General features: G+C 66.0%; 14 protein-coding genes and 1 pseudogene. 6 read left to right on the top strand and 9 right to left on the bottom strand.

The window, feature by feature from the left end:
• Nucleotides 1-62 precede the first annotated feature (62 nt).
• Nucleotides 63-2,054, top strand: a complete 1,992-nt coding sequence (locus ACOQPH_RS02905) for a polysaccharide deacetylase family protein (RefSeq protein ID WP_420623248.1) — start codon at nt 63-65, stop codon at nt 2,052-2,054.
• A gap of 170 nt (nt 2,055-2,224) precedes the next feature.
• On the opposite strand, the gene ACOQPH_RS02900 is transcribed toward ACOQPH_RS02905, so the two are convergent.
• The gene (locus ACOQPH_RS02900) at nt 2,225-3,580 is read right to left on the bottom strand and encodes an LLM class flavin-dependent oxidoreductase (RefSeq protein ID WP_420623247.1); all 1,356 of its coding nucleotides are present in this window, start codon (nt 3,578-3,580) and stop codon (nt 2,225-2,227) included.
• 67 nt (nt 3,581-3,647) lie between these two features.
• On the opposite strand from ACOQPH_RS02900, the gene ACOQPH_RS02895 reads away from it, so the two are divergent.
• Together ACOQPH_RS02895 and ACOQPH_RS02890 are read left to right on the top strand one after the other, a co-directional pair.
• A complete protein-coding gene (locus ACOQPH_RS02895; RefSeq protein ID WP_420623246.1) occupies nt 3,648-4,415 on the top strand; it encodes an NUDIX hydrolase in 768 nt (255 codons plus the stop codon).
• 367 nt (nt 4,416-4,782) lie between these two features.
• Nucleotides 4,783-7,398 carry a cadherin domain-containing protein gene (locus ACOQPH_RS02890; protein ID WP_420623245.1) on the top strand — a complete coding sequence of 872 codons (2,616 nt, stop codon included), beginning with the start codon at nt 4,783-4,785 and terminating at the stop codon, nt 7,396-7,398.
• A gap of 290 nt (nt 7,399-7,688) precedes the next feature.
• Here ACOQPH_RS02890 and ACOQPH_RS02885 read toward each other — a convergent pair whose 3' ends face one another.
• Together ACOQPH_RS02885 and ACOQPH_RS02880 are read right to left on the bottom strand one after the other, a co-directional pair.
• On the bottom strand, nt 7,689-9,005 hold the full coding sequence (locus tag ACOQPH_RS02885; protein WP_420623244.1) for an NAD(P)/FAD-dependent oxidoreductase: 1,317 nt from the start codon (nt 9,003-9,005) through the stop codon (nt 7,689-7,691).
• 72 nt (nt 9,006-9,077) lie between these two features.
• Nucleotides 9,078-10,544: an aminopeptidase P N-terminal domain-containing protein gene (locus ACOQPH_RS02880; protein ID WP_420623243.1), complete on the bottom strand. Its 1,467-nt coding sequence runs from the start codon at nt 10,542-10,544 to the stop codon at nt 9,078-9,080.
• Nucleotides 10,545-10,603: 59 nt separating this feature from the next.
• Between ACOQPH_RS02880 and ACOQPH_RS02875 the strand changes: the two genes are divergently transcribed.
• Both ACOQPH_RS02875 and ACOQPH_RS02870 read left to right on the top strand, forming a co-directional pair.
• On the top strand, nt 10,604-12,139 hold the full coding sequence (locus tag ACOQPH_RS02875; RefSeq protein WP_420623242.1) for an acyl-CoA carboxylase subunit beta: 1,536 nt from the start codon (nt 10,604-10,606) through the stop codon (nt 12,137-12,139).
• Between the two features lie 121 nt (nt 12,140-12,260).
• Nucleotides 12,261-12,608, top strand: coding sequence for a hypothetical protein (locus ACOQPH_RS02870; RefSeq protein WP_420624396.1), 348 nt, complete (start codon nt 12,261-12,263; stop codon nt 12,606-12,608).
• A gap of 186 nt (nt 12,609-12,794) precedes the next feature.
• On the opposite strand, the pseudogene ACOQPH_RS02865 reads toward ACOQPH_RS02870, so the two are convergent.
• From ACOQPH_RS02865 to ACOQPH_RS02845, 5 genes and pseudogenes are all read right to left on the bottom strand, one after another.
• Nucleotides 12,795-12,926, bottom strand: a pseudogene (locus ACOQPH_RS02865) (circularly permuted type 2 ATP-grasp protein); the annotation flags it as partial.
• Nucleotides 12,927-13,625: 699 nt separating this feature from the next.
• Entirely contained in the window at nt 13,626-13,913 is a 288-nt protein-coding gene (locus tag ACOQPH_RS02860) for a hypothetical protein (protein ID WP_420623241.1), read from the bottom strand.
• Nucleotides 13,914-13,993: 80 nt separating this feature from the next.
• The gene (locus ACOQPH_RS02855; protein WP_420623240.1) at nt 13,994-14,395 is read right to left on the bottom strand and encodes a uroporphyrinogen decarboxylase family protein; all 402 of its coding nucleotides are present in this window, start codon (nt 14,393-14,395) and stop codon (nt 13,994-13,996) included.
• A 31-nt stretch (nt 14,396-14,426) separates the two neighbouring features.
• Nucleotides 14,427-14,678: a hypothetical protein gene (locus ACOQPH_RS02850; RefSeq protein ID WP_420623239.1), complete on the bottom strand. Its 252-nt coding sequence runs from the start codon at nt 14,676-14,678 to the stop codon at nt 14,427-14,429.
• Nucleotides 14,679-14,687: 9 nt separating this feature from the next.
• On the bottom strand, nt 14,688-15,041 hold the full coding sequence (locus ACOQPH_RS02845; RefSeq protein ID WP_420623238.1) for a hypothetical protein: 354 nt from the start codon (nt 15,039-15,041) through the stop codon (nt 14,688-14,690).
• Nucleotides 15,042-15,368: 327 nt separating this feature from the next.
• Here ACOQPH_RS02845 and ACOQPH_RS02840 point away from each other — a divergent pair, with 327 nt between their 5' ends.
• Nucleotides 15,369-16,211 carry an IS5 family transposase gene (locus tag ACOQPH_RS02840; protein WP_420623237.1) on the top strand — a complete coding sequence of 281 codons (843 nt, stop codon included), beginning with the start codon at nt 15,369-15,371 and terminating at the stop codon, nt 16,209-16,211.
• Nucleotides 16,212-16,458: 247 nt separating this feature from the next.
• Here ACOQPH_RS02840 and ACOQPH_RS02835 read toward each other — a convergent pair whose 3' ends face one another.
• Nucleotides 16,459-17,406, bottom strand: coding sequence for a Gfo/Idh/MocA family oxidoreductase (locus ACOQPH_RS02835; protein WP_420623236.1), 948 nt, complete (start codon nt 17,404-17,406; stop codon nt 16,459-16,461).

The raw sequence follows: 17,406 nt of genomic DNA, 5'->3' as shown, positions 1-17,406 counted from the left end.
GTCAGATGTTACGTCGGCCGCATCCACCGAAAGTGAACGGCGGGCTGTTCTAGCGTCGGCGCATGGACAACACGGCATCTGGCCTGATCGCACCACTGCCCGGAAGCTTGCCTCCGCACCGGGTGAGGTACCTGCCGATCGTCGACCGGCCACGGATTCGCTGGCCGAACGATGCTCGGGTGGCGTTGTGGATCGCCCCGAACGTCGAACACTACGAGTACCTGCCGCCGCGAGACCCGCAACGCAACACGTGGACACGGTCACCGCACCCCGACGTGCAGGGGTACGGCTATCGCGACTACGGCAACCGGGTCGGCTTCTGGCGCATGCTTGAGGTGCTCGACCGCTACGGCGTTGTCGCTACCGCTTCGACGAATCTGGCTGTGTTCGACCACTACCCCGAAGTCGGCGCCGCCATGGTCGAGCGCGGGTGGGAAATCATGTCCCACGGCATCTACAACACCCGCTACATCTCCTCGACTAACGAGACCGCCGAGCGGACCTTCTACATCGAGTGCATCGAGGCGTTGCGCAGCCACGCCGGTCAACAGCTGCGGGGCATGCTCGGCCCGGCGGTGTCGAACACGGCCCTCACGCCGGACCTCATGGCCGAAGCGGGGTTGATCTACCACGCTGACTGGTTCCACGACGATCAGCCCGTGCCGCTGGCAACCCGCAGCGGTCAGCGGCTCGTGTCGGTGCCGTACTCGATGGAGCTGAACGACGTGCCGGTGTTCGCCCAGCACTACGACACCGACGACTTCGTGGCCATGGCGCGAGCCCAGCTCGACGTGCTGCGGCGTGAAGCCGACGACGATGCTGGCGGACGGGTGATGTGCGTGGCGCTGCATCCCTACCTGATGGGCATGCCGCACCGGATCGACGGGCTTGCGGCGATGCTCGAGTACCTGATGGGCCACGACGACGTGTGGCAGACCACTGCCAGCCAGATTGCGCAGCATTTCATCGACCATCACTACGACGACTTCGCCGCCCACGAGCCTGTCCCGCCTGAATCGCAGCCTTCGCGACCGCGCGTGGCGGCGGCTTCGGCCCCGAGCCCACGCCCCGTAACCGCGTTGCAAGCCCCCTTCGAGTTCGGCCCCGCCCATCGTCAGCACGGCATGGACCACCCCTACTACGACTGGTCGCCGCTGCCGAGCCGGGCCCCTTTCGAATGGCCGAACCAGAGCCCTCTTGCCGTTGGCGCGGTCATTGTTCTCGAACACGTCGAGTGGGAGCCGCCGCCGGACGCGTATTCGCTGCGCCGCCGCAGCGGTGGGCTGGCTCGCCTGCCGGCTCCGGACTACCCGCAGCTCACGATCCGCGAGTACGGCCACCGGGTCGGCATTTTCCGCTTGCTCGACGTGCTGGAACGCCATGGCATCGCCGCCACCGTCGCTGTCGACGCGTTGACCGCCGAGTACTACGGCTGGTTGGCGTCCTACCTGGTCGAACGGGGCTGCGAGATCGCTGGGCGGGGCATCGCAGCCACCCGACTCATCACCTCGAAGAACTCCGAGGCCGACGAGCGGGCCGCCATCGCGCAATGCCTCGACGCCATCGAGGGCGCGGCCGGGACTCGGCCCACTACCTGGTTCTCCGCCGAAGGCGTCGAGTCGTTCCGCACCCCGGCGCTGCTGGCCGAAGCCGGCATTGACACCGTGCTCGACTGGCCCAACGACGAGCAGCCGTATCTCATGTCCACCGACGGTGCCTTGGAGGGGGCTGACCGATCGCCTGCTACAGCGCCGATGGTGTCGCTGCCGCTGTTCCTCGAAGCCGATGACGAGTTTGCGCTGTGGCACCGCCGGGCATCGCTGGACAGCTGGCGCGGGATCATCTCCGGCGCTGCAGCCCGCATGCACCGTGACGGCGCCGAGCACCCTGCCGGCGGCCGGCTGCTAATGCTGACGCTGCGACCCTGGCTCGCTGGCCAACCGTTCCGGGCTCCGGTGCTCGACGATGCGCTCAACCAGGTGACCGCTCTCGGCAACATCCACACCGCAACTGCAACTGACCTGGCCGCACACGCCCGGACCTTCTTCGGCTGAGCAGACGCGCCGAGAGACGGCGTCTCGAAACGCCGCTGTCACGATTCTTTGCGCAAATTTGCCGTCTGTGGCGGCATTTCTGCGCAAAGTCCGAGCCGTCGGCGTTCTTTGCGCAAATTTGCCGTCTGTGGCGGCATTTCTGCGCAGAGTCGCGGCCGTCGGGGCGGCGCCTATGCCAAACGCCAGGCTCCCGGCGTGGGGACACTCAAGCGGAGGTGGTCCCGCAGCGTGGTGCCGTCGTACTCGGTGCGGAAGAGGCTGCGGCGCTGCAGTTCGGGCACGACCAGTTCGACGAAGTCCTCGAAGGCCCCCGGCATGTGTGTCCCGGCGATCACGAACCCGTCGACGGCACGCTCAGTGAACCATTCCTCGAAGTAGTCGGCCAGCTCAATGGGGCCTCCGACAGTGGGATGCGCCAACCGACCCCGCCCCGACACCTGCACGAAGTCTCGCACCGTGGGATTGGCTCGTCCGGTGATCTGCAACACCTGGTTGCGGATGCCCTGGATGCCGGTCATGGCATCGAGGTCGTCGTCGGACAGCGGCTCATCTAGGTCGCGGCTGGCGAAGTCGAAGTTCAGCCCCTCCGACAGCAGCGACAGGTCGTCCACCAGCGTCGGCAGCTCGTCGTAGGCGGCGCGGCGGTCTTCGGCCTCGGCCATCGTGTGGCCCACCACGGGGAACGTCAGGTTCGTGATCTTCACCTGGTCGGGATCTCTCCCCAAGGCCTCGATCTGCGACTTCACCGAGGCGTAGTGCGTGGTAGCTGCATCCAGCCGCACGTGAGTCACGAACAGCAGCTCGCCCCAGCGGGCGGCGAAGGTGGTGCCCCGACCGCTCTGGCCGGCCTGGATGACCACCGGATGGCCTTGCGGCGTGCGCGGCACGGTGAACGGCCCCCGCGACGAGAACCAGCGGCCCCGGTGGTCAAGCCGGTGCACTTGGTCGCCGTGCGCATACAGCCCTGCTGCACGGTCCGCTGCAATGGCATCGGCCTCCCAGGTGTCCCAGTGGCCGTGCACCACCTCCATGAACTCGTCGGCACGGTCGTAGCGCTCATCGTGCGCGGGCGCTTGGGCCAGGCCCATATTGCGCGCTTCGTTGTCGTTCACCGACGTGACGACGTTCCACGCTGCGCGCCCGCCGGTGAGATGGTCGAGCGTGGCGAATACCCGGGCCACGTGGAACGGTTCGTAGTAGGTCGTCGAGTATGTCGCTCCCAAGCCGAGCCGATCGGTGGCCATGCCCATTGCCGTCAGCACCGTGACCGGGTCGAGCTTGACGCAGCGGATGCCCGCCTCGACGGTGTGCCGATGGTCGCCGCCGAACATGTCGGGCATCGCGAGCCGGTCGTCGAAGAAACCGAGGTCGAAGCAGCCGGCTTCGAGCACTTCGCCGATGTGTCGGTAGTAATCGAAGCTGGTCACGTCATGGCGAGCCTGGGGATGCCGCCAAGCCGCAGGGATCGTCGTGCAGTTCTGCGCCTGCAGGAAGCCCACCAGCACGATCTGGCGTTGCGCATTCACGCCTAGCGATCGTAGAGAGTCCCGCCGACCGGCGGGCCGGGTCGGCGGGATGCCAGACTCTCCGGCTATGCCGACTGAGCCCGCGGCTGGCGAGATCGCGCACGATGACATGCTCCGGGATCGGCTGACGGCGAACCTGGCTCGTCACGACGTGCGCCAGCACCCCGGTGAGGGGCGCAAGCACGCAGCCGTGGCGGTGATCGTGCTCGACAGTGACGCCGAGCGGCACGGAGCTGATCCGGTCATGGGCGGCATCAGCGCCGAGCAGCGTCGTGAGATGCTCGCCGACATCCCCGGCGCGGAGAACGACCCCACGCTCACCGGCGATGTAGAGGGAACTGCGGGGGGCGCTGCAGTGCTGCTCACCCGGCGGGGCTCGCACCTGCGCGGCCATGGCGGCCAGTGGGCGCTGCCCGGTGGGCGAGTCGATGACGGCGAGACGGCACTCGAAGCTGCCATGCGGGAAGCCGCCGAGGAAGTCGGCTTGGAGCTCACAAGCGACGATCTGCTGGGCCGCCTCGATGACTACCCCACCCGCTCGGGCTACGTCATCAGCCCCTTCGTGTTCTGGCTGTCGGACGACCGTGATCCGGTAGCGAACCCCGCCGAGGTGGCGTCGTTACACCGAGTCTCGATGCGCGAGCTGACCCGCGATGACTCGCCGCGATTCGTGAGCATCCCCGAGAGCGATCGCCCCGTCGTCCAGATTCCCATCGGCGGCGACCTGATCCACGCACCCACCGGCGCCGTGCTCTACCAGTTCCGAGCAGTCGCCTACGACGGCCTCAACACCCGAGTCGACGAGCTCGAACAGCCAGTGTTCGCTTGGCGTTAGCCAAGCGAACCGTCAGACCCAGTGCTTGGCGTTAGCCAAGCGAACCGTCAGACCCAGTGCTTGGCGTTAGTCGGCCGTGGTCCTGTCCCGGATCGGCCGTTGACTTCAAATAACAGGAAATTTAGTGACATAAGCCATCAATTGGCCGATTTGTTACCGAAATTTCGCCAAATTCATAGTTCTCCTGAACATGTGGCGCCGAAAGTGCGTCGTACGTTTCATTACAGAACCATTACAGGAGGACTGCAAAATGAAGACAAGGAGGTCTTCAGCTAGCCGATTGCTCGTCGGTGCGAGCGCTCTGCTGCTGGTGCTCTTTCTACCCTCGGCCCCCGCAGAGGCAGCCGACAACGTAGCCCGGCAAGAGGTGTTCCCTACCGTCACGATCACCGCCGGGGCAACTACTCACAACGAACCCGACGGCCCCATGAGCTTCACGCTCCACGCCAGCCCGGTCCCGGCGACCAATCTCGAGGTGCAGCTCGACTCCCGGCAGACCGGGGTGGTCTTCACCGACGCGATCGAGCGGTCGTTCACCGAGACGATCCCCGCTGGCGAGGCGTCGTACAGCTTCGACTTCATCATCGTCAACGATCTGGTGGTCGAACCCGAGGGCGTCGTGACGATCACGATCGCTGACAGCGAGGCAACGTACGAGGTTGGCTCTGAATCAGAGGCACAGACGGCACTGATAGACGACGACGTGCCGATCACGGTCTCCTGGGATGCCTCGACCGTGCACGTCAGCGAGGCCGCGGGCAGTCTGACCGTCCCGTTCTTCATCCGGGTACACGATGGCAATACGCCCGGGACCTTCGAAGATGTCAATGGGCTCCATGAGGGTGTGGCGTTCCTTTATACGACAGCGCCGGTGACCGCGGACCCGACTGCGGATTTCGGATTCCAATCCCGGGTCTTCACGTTCGAGGTCGGTTCGTTCACGGTCGACTCCTCCGGCGACTACACGTTGACCGGCGAGATCGAGATTGAGATCACCGACGACACCGAGGACGAGCCGGGCGAGACGTTCGTCTTGTACTTCGAGTCCCCCCTGCCGCAGCCGCTCGACATCGGCGACACGGTGATCCCGACCGACCGAAAGACGATCGTGATCGCCGACAACGACGGCGTCAACAACCCGCCCCAGTTCGTCACTACGCCAGAGGAACTCAGCATTCCCGAGGATGCCGAGGTCGGGACGCTCATCGGCGCTCCGTTTGAAGCGACCGATTACGACGGGCACGAGGTGACGCTCCTCTTCACCGGCGTCGAATCGGAATTCGAGCTCGATGCCGCGACGAAACAGATCAGGATTGCAGAGGAACTCGACTTCGAGACCGTGCCCGACTACAACCTCGAATTCGCAGCCGTCGACACCGCCGGAGGCGTGACATTCCACACCGTCAGTCTCGAAGTAACCAACGTGGACGAGCCCGGCATGGTGGAGCTCGCACCGATGGCCCCCGAAGAGGGCGCGATGGTCGAGGCAACCCTGTCCGATGTTGACGGGCCCACCGATGACATGACATGGGAATGGTCTGAGAGCGCCGCCCTGGACGGCAGCTTCGATCCCATCGACGGCCAGACCGAAGATCACTACATGCCCACGGTCGACGACGTGGGCATGTACCTGCGGGCCACAGTGACCTACGCAGACGGCGAGGGTGCTGGCAAGAGCGCTGACGCGACAACGTCCGAGCCGGTGACGGCCCGCCAGGATGAAGACAACAACCCGCCGCAGCCGCCCTGGCCGCCTCCGGACTTCTGCGGAACGCATCCCGACACAGTTGCGGACGCCTCGACGCCGCTCAGCGTGGCGGTTGGCGGCAGCGCGAGCGACGACTTCTGCGGAAAGGACGACGCCGACTGGGTGGCCGTTGACCTGGTGGCCGGGCAGGCCTACCGCATCGAGGGCACGTTCAACTCGACGGACGGCGAGCGCCGGATCTTCATCGCAGGAATACACGACCCGGATGGGCAACTCATCACCGGATCACATTCCTTCGACGGCAACCCATACGGCACATCCAATACCAGCGGCTACATCAACTTCCGGCCGACGGAGATCGGCACCCACTACATCGAGGTGGGCGACATGGGCTGGTTCCACTTCCGGTATGCAACCGGTCCGCTTAGCTGGGAGGTCGAAGTCCACGAGATCGACTTGCCGCCCGACGACGTCCCCGGGGTTGAACCGCTGACTCTCGAGTTCAACAACTACGGCCAGTTCGTTGACGAGTTCTTGGGCACCGTCAACACCCACGGCGACCGCGACACGTTCGCCATCGATGCCGTGGCGGGTCACACCTACTACATCCAGATGTACGAGCGGAACCGTTCAGGCATCTTCAACTGCATCCACGGGATCGCTTCGGCGGAGACACCTGACGAGCGCAGACCAGGTTCGCGCGAGTGCTGGCACGAGCCGGGTTGGAGGGTCAGTCGCTGGTTCTCGCCTGGCACCGGCGGGCGCTACCTGGTCACGATCGGTTCCGACAATGGCACGGGCGACTACCGGCTGCGGGTGCACGACACCACGGCTCGGCCACCGACAGTGCGGGATACGACGTTGCCCCCCGGCGACCTGGCGCAGGACACCGGCACCGAGGGACTGATCTACATCAACGACTCGTGGGTCACCGGTACGGCGGTATCGGGCGTGATCGACCTTGCGGGCGACAAGGACTGGTTCCGGGTCGAGCTCGAAGGAGGTCGGCGCTATCAGATCGACGCGCAGGGCGAGGGCAGCGGCGTCGGCACGCTGGGCAACTCCAAACTCTGGCTCCACGACGCGAATGGTCAGCGCATCTCAGGTGCCTTCGACGGCGGCAGCGGTTCGCACCTCGAGGCCCATCTGGTGCTCGAAGTCCCGACGTCCGGCACCTATTTCATCGCCGTGTTCGGATCCACCTACCACAGGGGCACTCATGCCCTGTCAGTCATCGACTTGGAGGACCTCTACACAACCCATCGCCCTAGCTAGGCACATTCGGCGCCGGCCCTGCACAAGCAGTCCCCACTGGTTGCAGGGTCGGCGCCTCCCCCTGTACTAGCCGAGCACCGTCACATGCGTGCTCGGTACTAGCCGAGCACCGTCACATGCGTGCTCGGTACTAGCCGAGCACCGTCACATGCGTGCTCGGTACTAGCCGAGCACCGTCACATGCGTGCTCGGTACTAGCCGAGCACCGTCACATGCGTGCTCGGTACTAGCCGAGCACCGTCACATGCGTGCTCGGTACTAGCCGAGCACCGTCACATGCGTGCTCGGTACTAGCCGAGCACCGACATCGACGAGCCGTGGAGATCGCGTCTGCGGGAGAAGGTGCCCATGTCGATGTCGAAACCAGTGTGTCTTCCGGTCACGACGACAGGGTCGGTGTCGTGGTCATGGCCCGCTTCCACAGCTCCGATCAGCTCGGCCATGCAGTGACCGGCTACCGCCGCGTTCTTGAACTGGTTCCCGCTGGTTCCGATGGCCACATAGAAGCCATCAAGCGACGTGCGGTCATAGATGGGGATCCAGTCGTCGGTCACGTCGTACACCCCGACGATTCCCCGCGGCTGGCGGGGCAGGCCAAGGTCCGGCATGCGTCGGGCGAACCGCAGGACGTGGGTTTCCCACTGCTCCCGGCTGAGATCCTGCGAGCAGTCATCGATCTCGTCGGTGCCAAGCCACTCGAAGTCCGTCGCGTCCAGCTCGAGGGAGCCGATGAGCATGTTGTTGCCTACCTCGGGCCGCACGTAGCAGCCGCAGTCAACGTCGGCCATGACCACGCCGTCATGCTCGAAGTCCGCGCCCGGCGGCGGGGGCACGTGGTACACCTCCTTGCGCAGCGGGCGCGTGGTGATGGACATGTCTGCGACGACGCCAGCGAGCTCGTTGACAGCGCTGCTGTGCGGTCCTGCGACATTCACCACGACCGGCGCCGCCACCTCGGTGCCGTCGGCCAGCACGACGCCTTCGGCCCGGCCGGCGCCAGCGATCCCAGTCACGGTCACGCCGAAGAGGAACTCGGCGCCGGCCAACTCGGCCGCCAGCCGCAGGTTGTGGGCGGCGAGTTGCGGGTCGCCGATGTAGCCGCTTTCGGGCGACCAGAGCGCGCCCCGCAGCTGCGAGGTCGGCTCGGCCCAGAATTGAGGATCGCCGAGCTGGCGGGGCGGGCCGAAACGGGACAGGTCGAGCGGGCCGAGCCGGGCGACGGTCTCGCCGCAATCCCAGATCTCGTAGGGAACGCCGAGCGCATCGAAATGCGGGAGCGGCAGCAGGTGATCCTCAGCGTCGCTGAGCAGGGTCACCATGCCGCACTGGCTGAACCCTGCGTAGCCGGCCTCGTCGCACGTCCCGGCGTGCTGCGGCCAGCGCAGCCAGTACTGCAGGCCCTCGTAGGCCATGGCAACTCCGGCCCGAGTTGAATAGGTGAAACGCACGATGGCCGACGAAGCGCTGGTGGAGCCTTGGCCAGCACCGGGGTTGCGGTCAACGCCCAGCACACGCCAGCCGCGCCGAGCCAGCTCGCAGGTGATCGCGGTGCCGATGACGCCCGCTCCGATGACGATGGCGTCGTAGCTCTGCTCGCTCGGACTCATGCCGCTCTGCCTGCCGTCGCACGAGCCCGGCAGCACTGCGGGGGCACTCTCGATCGTCGCACACCCGCCCTCTCAACCGATGCGCATCGGCTTGGCGATCGCTGCGGTGAGCACCTCCGGTTCGCCATCGGTCACCAACACGTCATCCTCGATGCGGATGCCGCCGAATCCCCGCAATTCTTCCACTCGTTCCCACACCACGCTCTCGGCGAATTTCTCGCGCCGAGCTGGATCGCACAGCAGCGCGTCGATGAAGTAGATGCCCGGCTCGACGGTCGTGACCATGCCGGCTTCGAGACCCCGGTCCGTGCGCAAGTACCGCAATTGCGGGTCATCGCTGCGCTCGTGGCCGGGCGGAAATCCGCTGGCGTCGTGCACTGACAAGCCCAGCAGGTGGCCGAGCCCGTGGGGGAAGAACAGCGCTACAGCGCCCGCAGTCACCAGTTCGGCCGGATCTCCCCGCAGCACTCCCATCTCGACGAGTCCCGCCCCCAACGTGCGTGCAGCGGCCAAGTGCACCTCGCGCCACTGGATGCCGGGGCGGCACATATCAATCGTCTGCTGCTGGGCGCTGAGCACCAGCTTCCACAGGTACTCCTGCTCATCGGTGGGGTCGGCCCCGACCACCATCGTGCGGGTCACGTCGCTGGCGTAACCGCCGAATTGCGCGCCGGCGTCGATCAGCAGCAGGTCGCCTGCCTCCACGGCGCGGGTCGCGGGGCGAAGCGGGTCGTCGCCCGCATAGACATAGTGCAAGTAGGCGCCGTGGGCACCCGATGCCACGATGCTGTCGTAGGCCACACGAGGCGCTCCAGCAGCAAAAAACTGCGCCTCCATCCCGATCTGGATCCGTCGTTCGGTCATGCCCCCAACGGCGTTGCGGTACACCCACTCAAAGCCGGCAGCGCTGGCTGCGGCGGCTCGCCGGATGTCGTCGAGCTCGGCTTCGTCCTTGGTCATGCGTTCGAGCGCGACGGCGGCGCTCAGCCGCAACACCGTTGCGGGGGGCGACGGGTCGGACTGATCGTCCGCCGCTGCGTCTTCCTCGGCCGGGTCCGTTGACGTGGCCTCAGCCGTGGACGTGGCCTCATCCGTTGACGTGGTCTCATCCGTTGACGTGGCCTCAGCCGTGGACTCAGCCACGTCATTCGAGGCGGCAGGCACCACCTCGGGCATCGCAGCACCGGCGCCCAATTCGATGAGCGTGCGGTCGCTGCGCTGCGCCAGCCAGTCCTCTAGCTCTTCGAGCGGCCGGCCGACGGGCGTCGGCGGCTGCTCCCACACGAGCCGTTCGGGACTGAAGCGGGGGCCGAACAACTCCCACTCGCCCGCTGCGGCGTCGAAGGCCAGCGTCGTGCCGGGAGAACCCACCGCCGTCAGGTAGGCCACATCGGGATGCGGCAGGAATGCGAAGTGCTGATCGGTGCCCGACCAGCTCGCCGGCTCGCCCGCACGAAGGAGCACGACCTCGTCGGTCAGCTCCCAGCGCTTGGCCACTCGCGCCCGCCTGTGTGCCAGCGCTTCGTCAGAAGGCTTCACGCGGCGCACCCTAACGCCGCGAGTGCGCCCTCCCCGCGCGATCCCTAGGTTCTTGCCGTGTGACCGAAGACGCCTCACCGGAACCCGATATCTCGCCGCTGCTCGCCAAGACTCTCGCCGCCCGCGACGCCACGCTTGACGAGACTCGCCCCACCGCAGTGGCTCGCCAACACGCTCGTGGCCGCTGGACCGCCCGCGAACGGATTGCCGCTCTCTTCGACCCCGGCACGTTCGTCGAGTACGGGCAACTCGCACAACCTCAGCTGCGCTCGCTCGGCGACGCTCCCGCGGACGGCTTGGTAATGGGCGTCGGGCTCGTCGACGGCGTTTCCGTGTGTGCCTTCACCTACGACTACACGGTGATGGGCGGCAGCCAGAGTCCCCGCAACCACCGCAAGATGGACCGGATGATGGAAGTGGCCGAGCGGAACCGCTGGCCGATCATCTTCTGGTCTGAAGGCGGCGGGGCCCGTGCCAGCGAGTTGCACTATGACGGCGGCATGGTGACCACGTTCGTGCAGCTGGCGCGGCTGTCGGGGTTGGTGCCGATCGTCACCATCCTGTCGGGACCGAGTTTCGCCGGCCAGGCGAACATCGCCGGCACATCCGATGTCATCATCGCAACCGAGGACTCGACGCTGGGACTGTCGGGCCCCCCGCTCGTGATGTCGGCGACCGGCGAGATGCTCACGCCCGAAGAGCTCGGGCCGATGTCGATGCATGAGCGAATCGGCACCGTCGAATTCGTCGTCGGGGACGAAGCTGCCGCACTCGATGCTGCGCGGAAGTACTTGTCGTACTTCACCGGAATCGCTGCACCGTCGGCGATGACTGCACCTGACCAGACGCCGCTGCGCACGATGGTGCCCGAGAATCCACGGCGCGCATACGACGTGCGAAAGATCGTGGCCACGCTGGCCGACGAGGGCTCGGTCATGGAACTGCGGCCGAGATTCGGCCGTTGCCTTTCGACATCGCTGTGCCGCATCGAAGGGCACGTCGTGGGCGTGCTTGCGAACAACCCGATGTTCGGTGCAGGTGCCATCGACGCCGAGGGCTCGGCGAAGTTCGCCCGCCACGTCGAACTGTGCAATGCCTACGACATCCCGCTGTTGTTCGTGTGCGACACGCCCGGCTTCATGATCGGCACTGCAGCGGAGGCGACTGCTCTGGTGCGCCACAGCGCTCGGACGCTGATGGCGCTGAGCGCAGCCGACGTGCCAATCCTGACCGTGATCCTGCGAAAGGCGTACGGGCTGGGGTACTACGCCATGGGCTCAGATGCGCTGGCGCCCGACTTGATCGTCGGGTGGCCGACCGCCGAGTTCGGTGGCATGGGCCTCGAGGGAGCCGTGAACATCGTCTACCGAGACGAACTCTCCTCGGCACCCGACGACGCAGCGCGCCGGGAGCTCCGGGAGCGACGGGTCGCGGAGTGGAAGGAGCGCAATACCGGGCTGGAGTTCGCCAGGGCGTTCCTGCTTGACGACATCATCGACCCGGCCGACACGCGGGACCTGGTCGCCCGGCTGCTCGCAATCCTGCCTGCGCCACAGCCGCGCACCGGGCGCAAGCACCCGATCGATCCCTGGTGACAGATCGATCACGCATCGTGACGGCGGGCGCTATTGCTGTTGGTCGCCTTAATGGGCCGACGGCTGGGCCAGTTCTGCCGGGGAGCCCCCAGCGACGCGAGCCTGGCGCCGGATCGGCTCGGTGACCGTCGAAGGCGGCGCCGTGCTCGTAGGTCAGCACGGTGGGCACCGCCTGAACGATCCCGAGCACCTGTTCACGCACGTCATCGGCAGCCGAGCGGATGGTCCACGAGGCCACTTCGTTGATGAGATCTCCCCACTGCACGTGTTGCGAAGGCGCCAAGTACTCCACGTGTTCGTTGAGGAACTGCTGATCACCGAGTCGCTCGCAGCTCACCGGCTCAGGCGCGGCCTCGACCAGGCCCGAACCAGCGATCGTGCTGGCATGCACGTCAGTCGCAAGCGTGGCCAACGCCGTGCCCAACTCGGCGAGTGGCCGATCTCGCGGCGGGCCGCCTGCAGCGAATGAGTGAACGCCAGCAGCCGGTTGCCATCGACACCTCGCCGCCGGTCTGCTCCCGTGTTCCGGCGCTGACCGCTTTGGTGCACGGATAGCGCCGAGCAGTCCGGGCACGCCCAGCGTCGAATCGGGCCGGAACGACTTGGTCATCGCCGCACGGTTCTCGATGACGTAGCTGATCCCGCTGGGGTTGCGCAGGTTGTCCTCCAGCACCCGGTACTGGCCCTCGACGTCACGAACCAGGTCGATGCCGGCGATCACGCAGTGGGCATCGTGGGGCACGCTGATCCCGAACGCGTTGCGTTCGAACCCCGCCGACGACCGCACGAGCCAGGCAGGCACAATGCCGTCGGCTAAGAGGCCGCGCGGATAGATGGCTTTTCGCGGGTCGCCTGGTTCCCCGGTGTATTCGTGGGGTTGTTTGATTCCTGGCGAACGTGGAGGCCGGTTTCATCAAGCGCGCTCTATCCAAGAAGGTGGCGCATGCCGTGTGGCCGGCGGTGGAGCTGCTACTGCCGCGGGCGCCTGACGATTACCCGTTGGGCTGTCACCGGCCCCGGATCTGCGACCGACTGCGGCTGCGGGAGTTCATCATCCGGCTGGTTACGGGCTGTTCGCGGCAGTCAGTCGAATCCTTGCTGCACGACGCGGTGTCGATAGACGCGGCGGGCATACCGGTCGCGTGGGGATCCTGTCCCGCCGTCTTGACTGGACCAAGAGCGTCTGATTGTCACCGCGTGGAAACCAGCGCGAATCGAATTTCCACCCTCTACGGCGCTACAACTCGCACCCCAAACTCCCGCGCGCTGCAGCCAGTCGCAAGCCGTCGGCCGTCAAGCGCAAATCGACGGTGTCCATGTTCTCACCGTCAACGGTCGAATCTGCTTCGTCGGCTCCGAATTGCGCGAAGCGTTTGATAGCAGCCCGCTCACGCAGAAGTTGAGAGACAAAGCGTCCGGTCCTACTGGACTCCGCTTCAGCGTCTATGCGCTCAAGCTCAGAAACCCAGCGCTCATCGCGCTGGTCTCAAGAAGCCCTGCGCTCCACCTGCTCCCTCCATTGCACCTTTTCGTCGACCCAGTGCATGTATCTCGACCTCCAACGCTCGGTCTGGGCTGCCAAGCGATCAGCGTCATCAGCCATACCCCATGTGAAGCCCTGAGCGTTTGCGAACTCGGCGGCCAATGCCCCAGCCTGAAAGGCCAAGCGGTCGAGTCCGCTGTTGCGCCAGCTCAACTCAGCGTCCGCCAAACGTTCGGCCTCGTCGGCCAATTCAGTGCACGACATTACGGCGGCACGCGTTCGCAGCACCATTGCTGCGAACACTACGACAGCTAGCACACCGACCACCATCAGCCACGAAACCCTGGGGTGGTCGGCGCGCCGTAGAAATCTCACGGTCTCTCCGGTCGGCACGGTTTGGGCGAAGTGCCTTCAATTGCCTGGGAGGACGCCACGCCGGGCACCACGTCGATCCCGAAGCCGACTGCGGCTGCCGGCACCACGATGTCGGAGAACAGCACGGCCGCATCCACACCGCAGCGACGCACCGGCTGCAGGGTGATCTCGGCGGCGGTGGCCGGATCGGCGATGGCGTCGAGAATGCTGCCCTGCGCTCGCAGCGCCCGGTATTCCGGCAGCGAGCGCCCGGCCTGGCGCTGGAACCACACCGGCACCTGCTCGGTCCGCCAGCATCGGGCCGCCCGCAAGTACAGGCTGTCGCCCAACCGGTGGATCGGGTGATCCGCCGACAGCGCTGCGCCCGGCGCCGCGGCAGCCTCAGAAGTGTCAGCCATGCGCTGCGAACGGTACCGGCATGAGCCGAACTCACAGGTCCCGAAGGTCCACCAAATCAAAGACTCCGGCGGTTTCGTAACTCCGAATGACGACGAGAGTTGAACCGATGATCGTCCAGCGGTTCATCGGCGATCGAGCGGTCAGTCGGAATCCCGGCAGTTCGTCACGAGGCCGGTCGGCAAGATCTGCGAGTCCGACAAGCAGCCGCTCTCGGTCGTCGTCGCTCTTGCCATCGGCCCACTCATCGAAGCAGCGGTGCGGGTCAGCTAAGCGCCAAGTCACGCCACTGGGTCATGCAAGGCTGACAGGCTCACCACGACCCGCCTGTCGAGCCATCTCGCGAAGCTCTTCAGGAGAGAGAGCGCCCCGTCGCTCCACCTCATCGGGTGCCAGCGAGGACGAAGTGGACTCGATGGCCGCCAGCTTGTCCATGAGCTCCCCGAAACCGGCCTGACCGAGGAGTCCTTCGAGGAGCGCTGTCGACATTGCCGTCTCATTCCAGTCGATGCGGGAAACATCGAATCCGGCAAGGTCGACGAGCACCCGGAACGCGTCACGCTGGACGGCTTCAGACTGGAAATCGTTGACTGCCGCTGCGATTTCGGGCATGACCTCTAGCCAAGCGCTGAGCTGCGTGTCGCTCACCCTGTGGACTCCTCGAGGCGTGCGGACCGGACGCTCACGGTCAACCGTTCTTCGCAGGGTACCCGCGTGACCAACGGGTGCTGTTCGGCGCTCCGCGAACCGGCCGCCTCCGCAGCTGGCGCTGGGCAGACGCGGGAACAGCGAGATAGAGGCCGCGCCCCCCAGTGGCGTGCAGGTAGCGTCCGACGAAGTTATTGGCTCGGCCGAAGACGAATCCAGAACTGTCCTAAGAGGCCGCGCGGATTGATGGTGTGGCGGGGTGGGTGACCGTCCACGGGTCGTCGTGTTTCCCGGTGTATTGGTCGGGTTGTCCCAAACCCGACGACCGTGGAGGTCGGTGTCATCATGCGCGCTTTGGAGCCGGAGATAGTGGATGCTGTGTGGGTAGCGGTCGAGCCGAGGGTGCCGGTGCGCGTTGACCGGCATCCCAAGGGCGGGCATCGGCCTCGGATATCGGACCGGCTGTGCTTTGGGGGGATCTTGGTGCGGCTGGTGACGGGCTGTTCGTGGCAGACCGCGGAGGCGCTGCTGGGCCGGCAGGTGTCGGACACGACGCTGCGGTCCCGCCGAGACGAGTGGGAAGCAGCCGGGGTGTTCGACGGCATTGCCGCTGAGGCGATCGCCGCCTGGGACCGCATCGTGGGCCTCGATCTGGCCGAGGTGTGCATTGACGGCTCGGTCCACAAGGCGCCCTGCGGCGGCGAGGGAACCGGCAAGAGCCCTGTTGACAGGCGCAAGCTCGGATGGAAGTGGTCGATCGCGACCGACGGGGCGGGCATCCCGGTCGGGTGGGCCGCCGACGGCGCGAACCGCAACGACATCATGCTGTTCGACCCCACCGTCGAGGGGATCGCCCGCCGCGGGCTGCACCACGACGTGGAGACCTTGCACCTGGACCGCGGCTACTGGGGCGCACGCGTCGACGACTCCGCCGCGGCTGCGGGCATCGACGACATCTGCCGGCCGCCCAAACGGCCGCCCGGCGCCGCAAGCGAGCCCAACACGGCGCCACTGGGGCTGCGCTGGACCGTGGAGCGCACCAACTCGTGGCTGTCCAACTACGGCCAGCTCCGCCGAAACACCGACCGAAAACCCCGCCGACGACCGCACGAGCCAGGCAGGCACAATGCCGTCGGCCAGGTCCGCTCGGTGCCCGTTGAATCGCCGTAGACAGTGAACGTGATGCCTTGGCGGCGGAACTCCTCCTCGATGATGCGTTCCCGGCGCCGCAGCTCGGCCGCGTCCATGCCCGAGAAGCGCTGCACGATCGCCTGGTACAGCGGCCTGATCGTGCCATCGCGCTCGAACGCCTCGTCAAAGGCGAGCGCCTCGGCATCAGGCCTGTGCAGCTCCGCCATGGCCCATTTGATAGCGCGTCCAACTATGGACTTGTGTCAATTGAGGGCGCATCCGTCTTCTAGGCAGGGACGGCCAGCGTTTGCTCCAGCATGTCGATCGTTTGCATGGCCCCGAGGCACTGGCTGACCGAAGCGTTGGGCTCGCGGCCCTCGAGCACCGCCGAGATGAACTCGCGGTCCTGCAATTCGATGCCGTCATTCGAGACTGCCACCCCCGAGAGGTCCACCGGATTGTCGTAGCCGTCGACAAGGTCGTCGTAGCGAGCGATGTAGGTGCCGTTGTCGCAGATATATCGGAAGAACGTGCCGAGCGGACCGTCGTTGTTGAACGACAGCGACAGCGTGCACAGAGCGCCCGACGGGACGTTCATGCCGATCGTCATGTCCATTGCGATGCCCAACTCAGGGTGCACCGGGCCTTGCTGCGCCCATCCGGCAGTTATCGGCTCCCCCGTCTGGTAGCCGAATAAGTCGACGGTGTGGCACGAGTGGTGCCACAGCAGGTGATCGGTCCATGTGCGGGGCTTGCCCATCGCGTTTCGGTTCTCGCGCCTGAAGAAGAAGGTCTCGACAACGAGGTGCTGCAGCTTCAACTCACGTCTGGTGATGCGCTCGTGGATCCACTGGTGACTGGGATTGAAGCGGCGGGTATGACACACCATCGCAGTGAGGCCCGTCTCATGCTGAACTCGTGCCAACTGTTCGCTGTCGGCGAGATTGTCGGCCATCGGTATCTCGACCAGCACATGCTTGCCCGCTCGCATGGTCTCGATGGCCTGGGCAGCGTGCAGCGGCGTCGGCGTGGCCAGAATCACGGCATCGGCGTCGAGCGTGAGGGCCTGAGACAAGTCGGTGGCCCAGTGGTCAATCTCGAACTCGTCAGCAAACGCCTCGGTGTCTTCTGCTACGCCTCCCGACAGAGCCACTACCTCAACATCGTCGATGCGACGCAGCGCCGCAATGTGCCGGCGCCCGATCGCGCCCTCTCCAGCAAGGATGATCTTCAC

Origin of the sequence: Candidatus Poriferisodalis sp. (assembly GCF_965221945.1) — a bacterium.
Classification (GTDB): domain Bacteria; phylum Actinomycetota; class Acidimicrobiia; order Acidimicrobiales; family Poriferisodalaceae; genus Poriferisodalis.
This window is presented reverse-complemented; position numbering and strand designations above follow the sequence as displayed.

Coding starts and splice junctions, on each gene's coding strand:
- ACOQPH_RS02895 (WP_420623246.1), top strand. CDS start 3,648: ATGCCGACTGAGCCCGCGGCTGGCGAGATCGCGCACGATGACATGCTC.
- ACOQPH_RS02885 (WP_420623244.1), bottom strand. CDS start 9,005: ATGAGTCCGAGCGAGCAGAGCTACGACGCCATCGTCATCGGAGCGGGC.
- ACOQPH_RS02855 (WP_420623240.1), bottom strand. CDS start 14,395: ATGGCTGACACTTCTGAGGCTGCCGCGGCGCCGGGCGCAGCGCTGTCG.
- ACOQPH_RS02905 (WP_420623248.1), top strand. CDS start 63: ATGGACAACACGGCATCTGGCCTGATCGCACCACTGCCCGGAAGCTTG.
- ACOQPH_RS02860 (WP_420623241.1), bottom strand. CDS start 13,913: ATGGTGCTGCGAACGCGTGCCGCCGTAATGTCGTGCACTGAATTGGCC.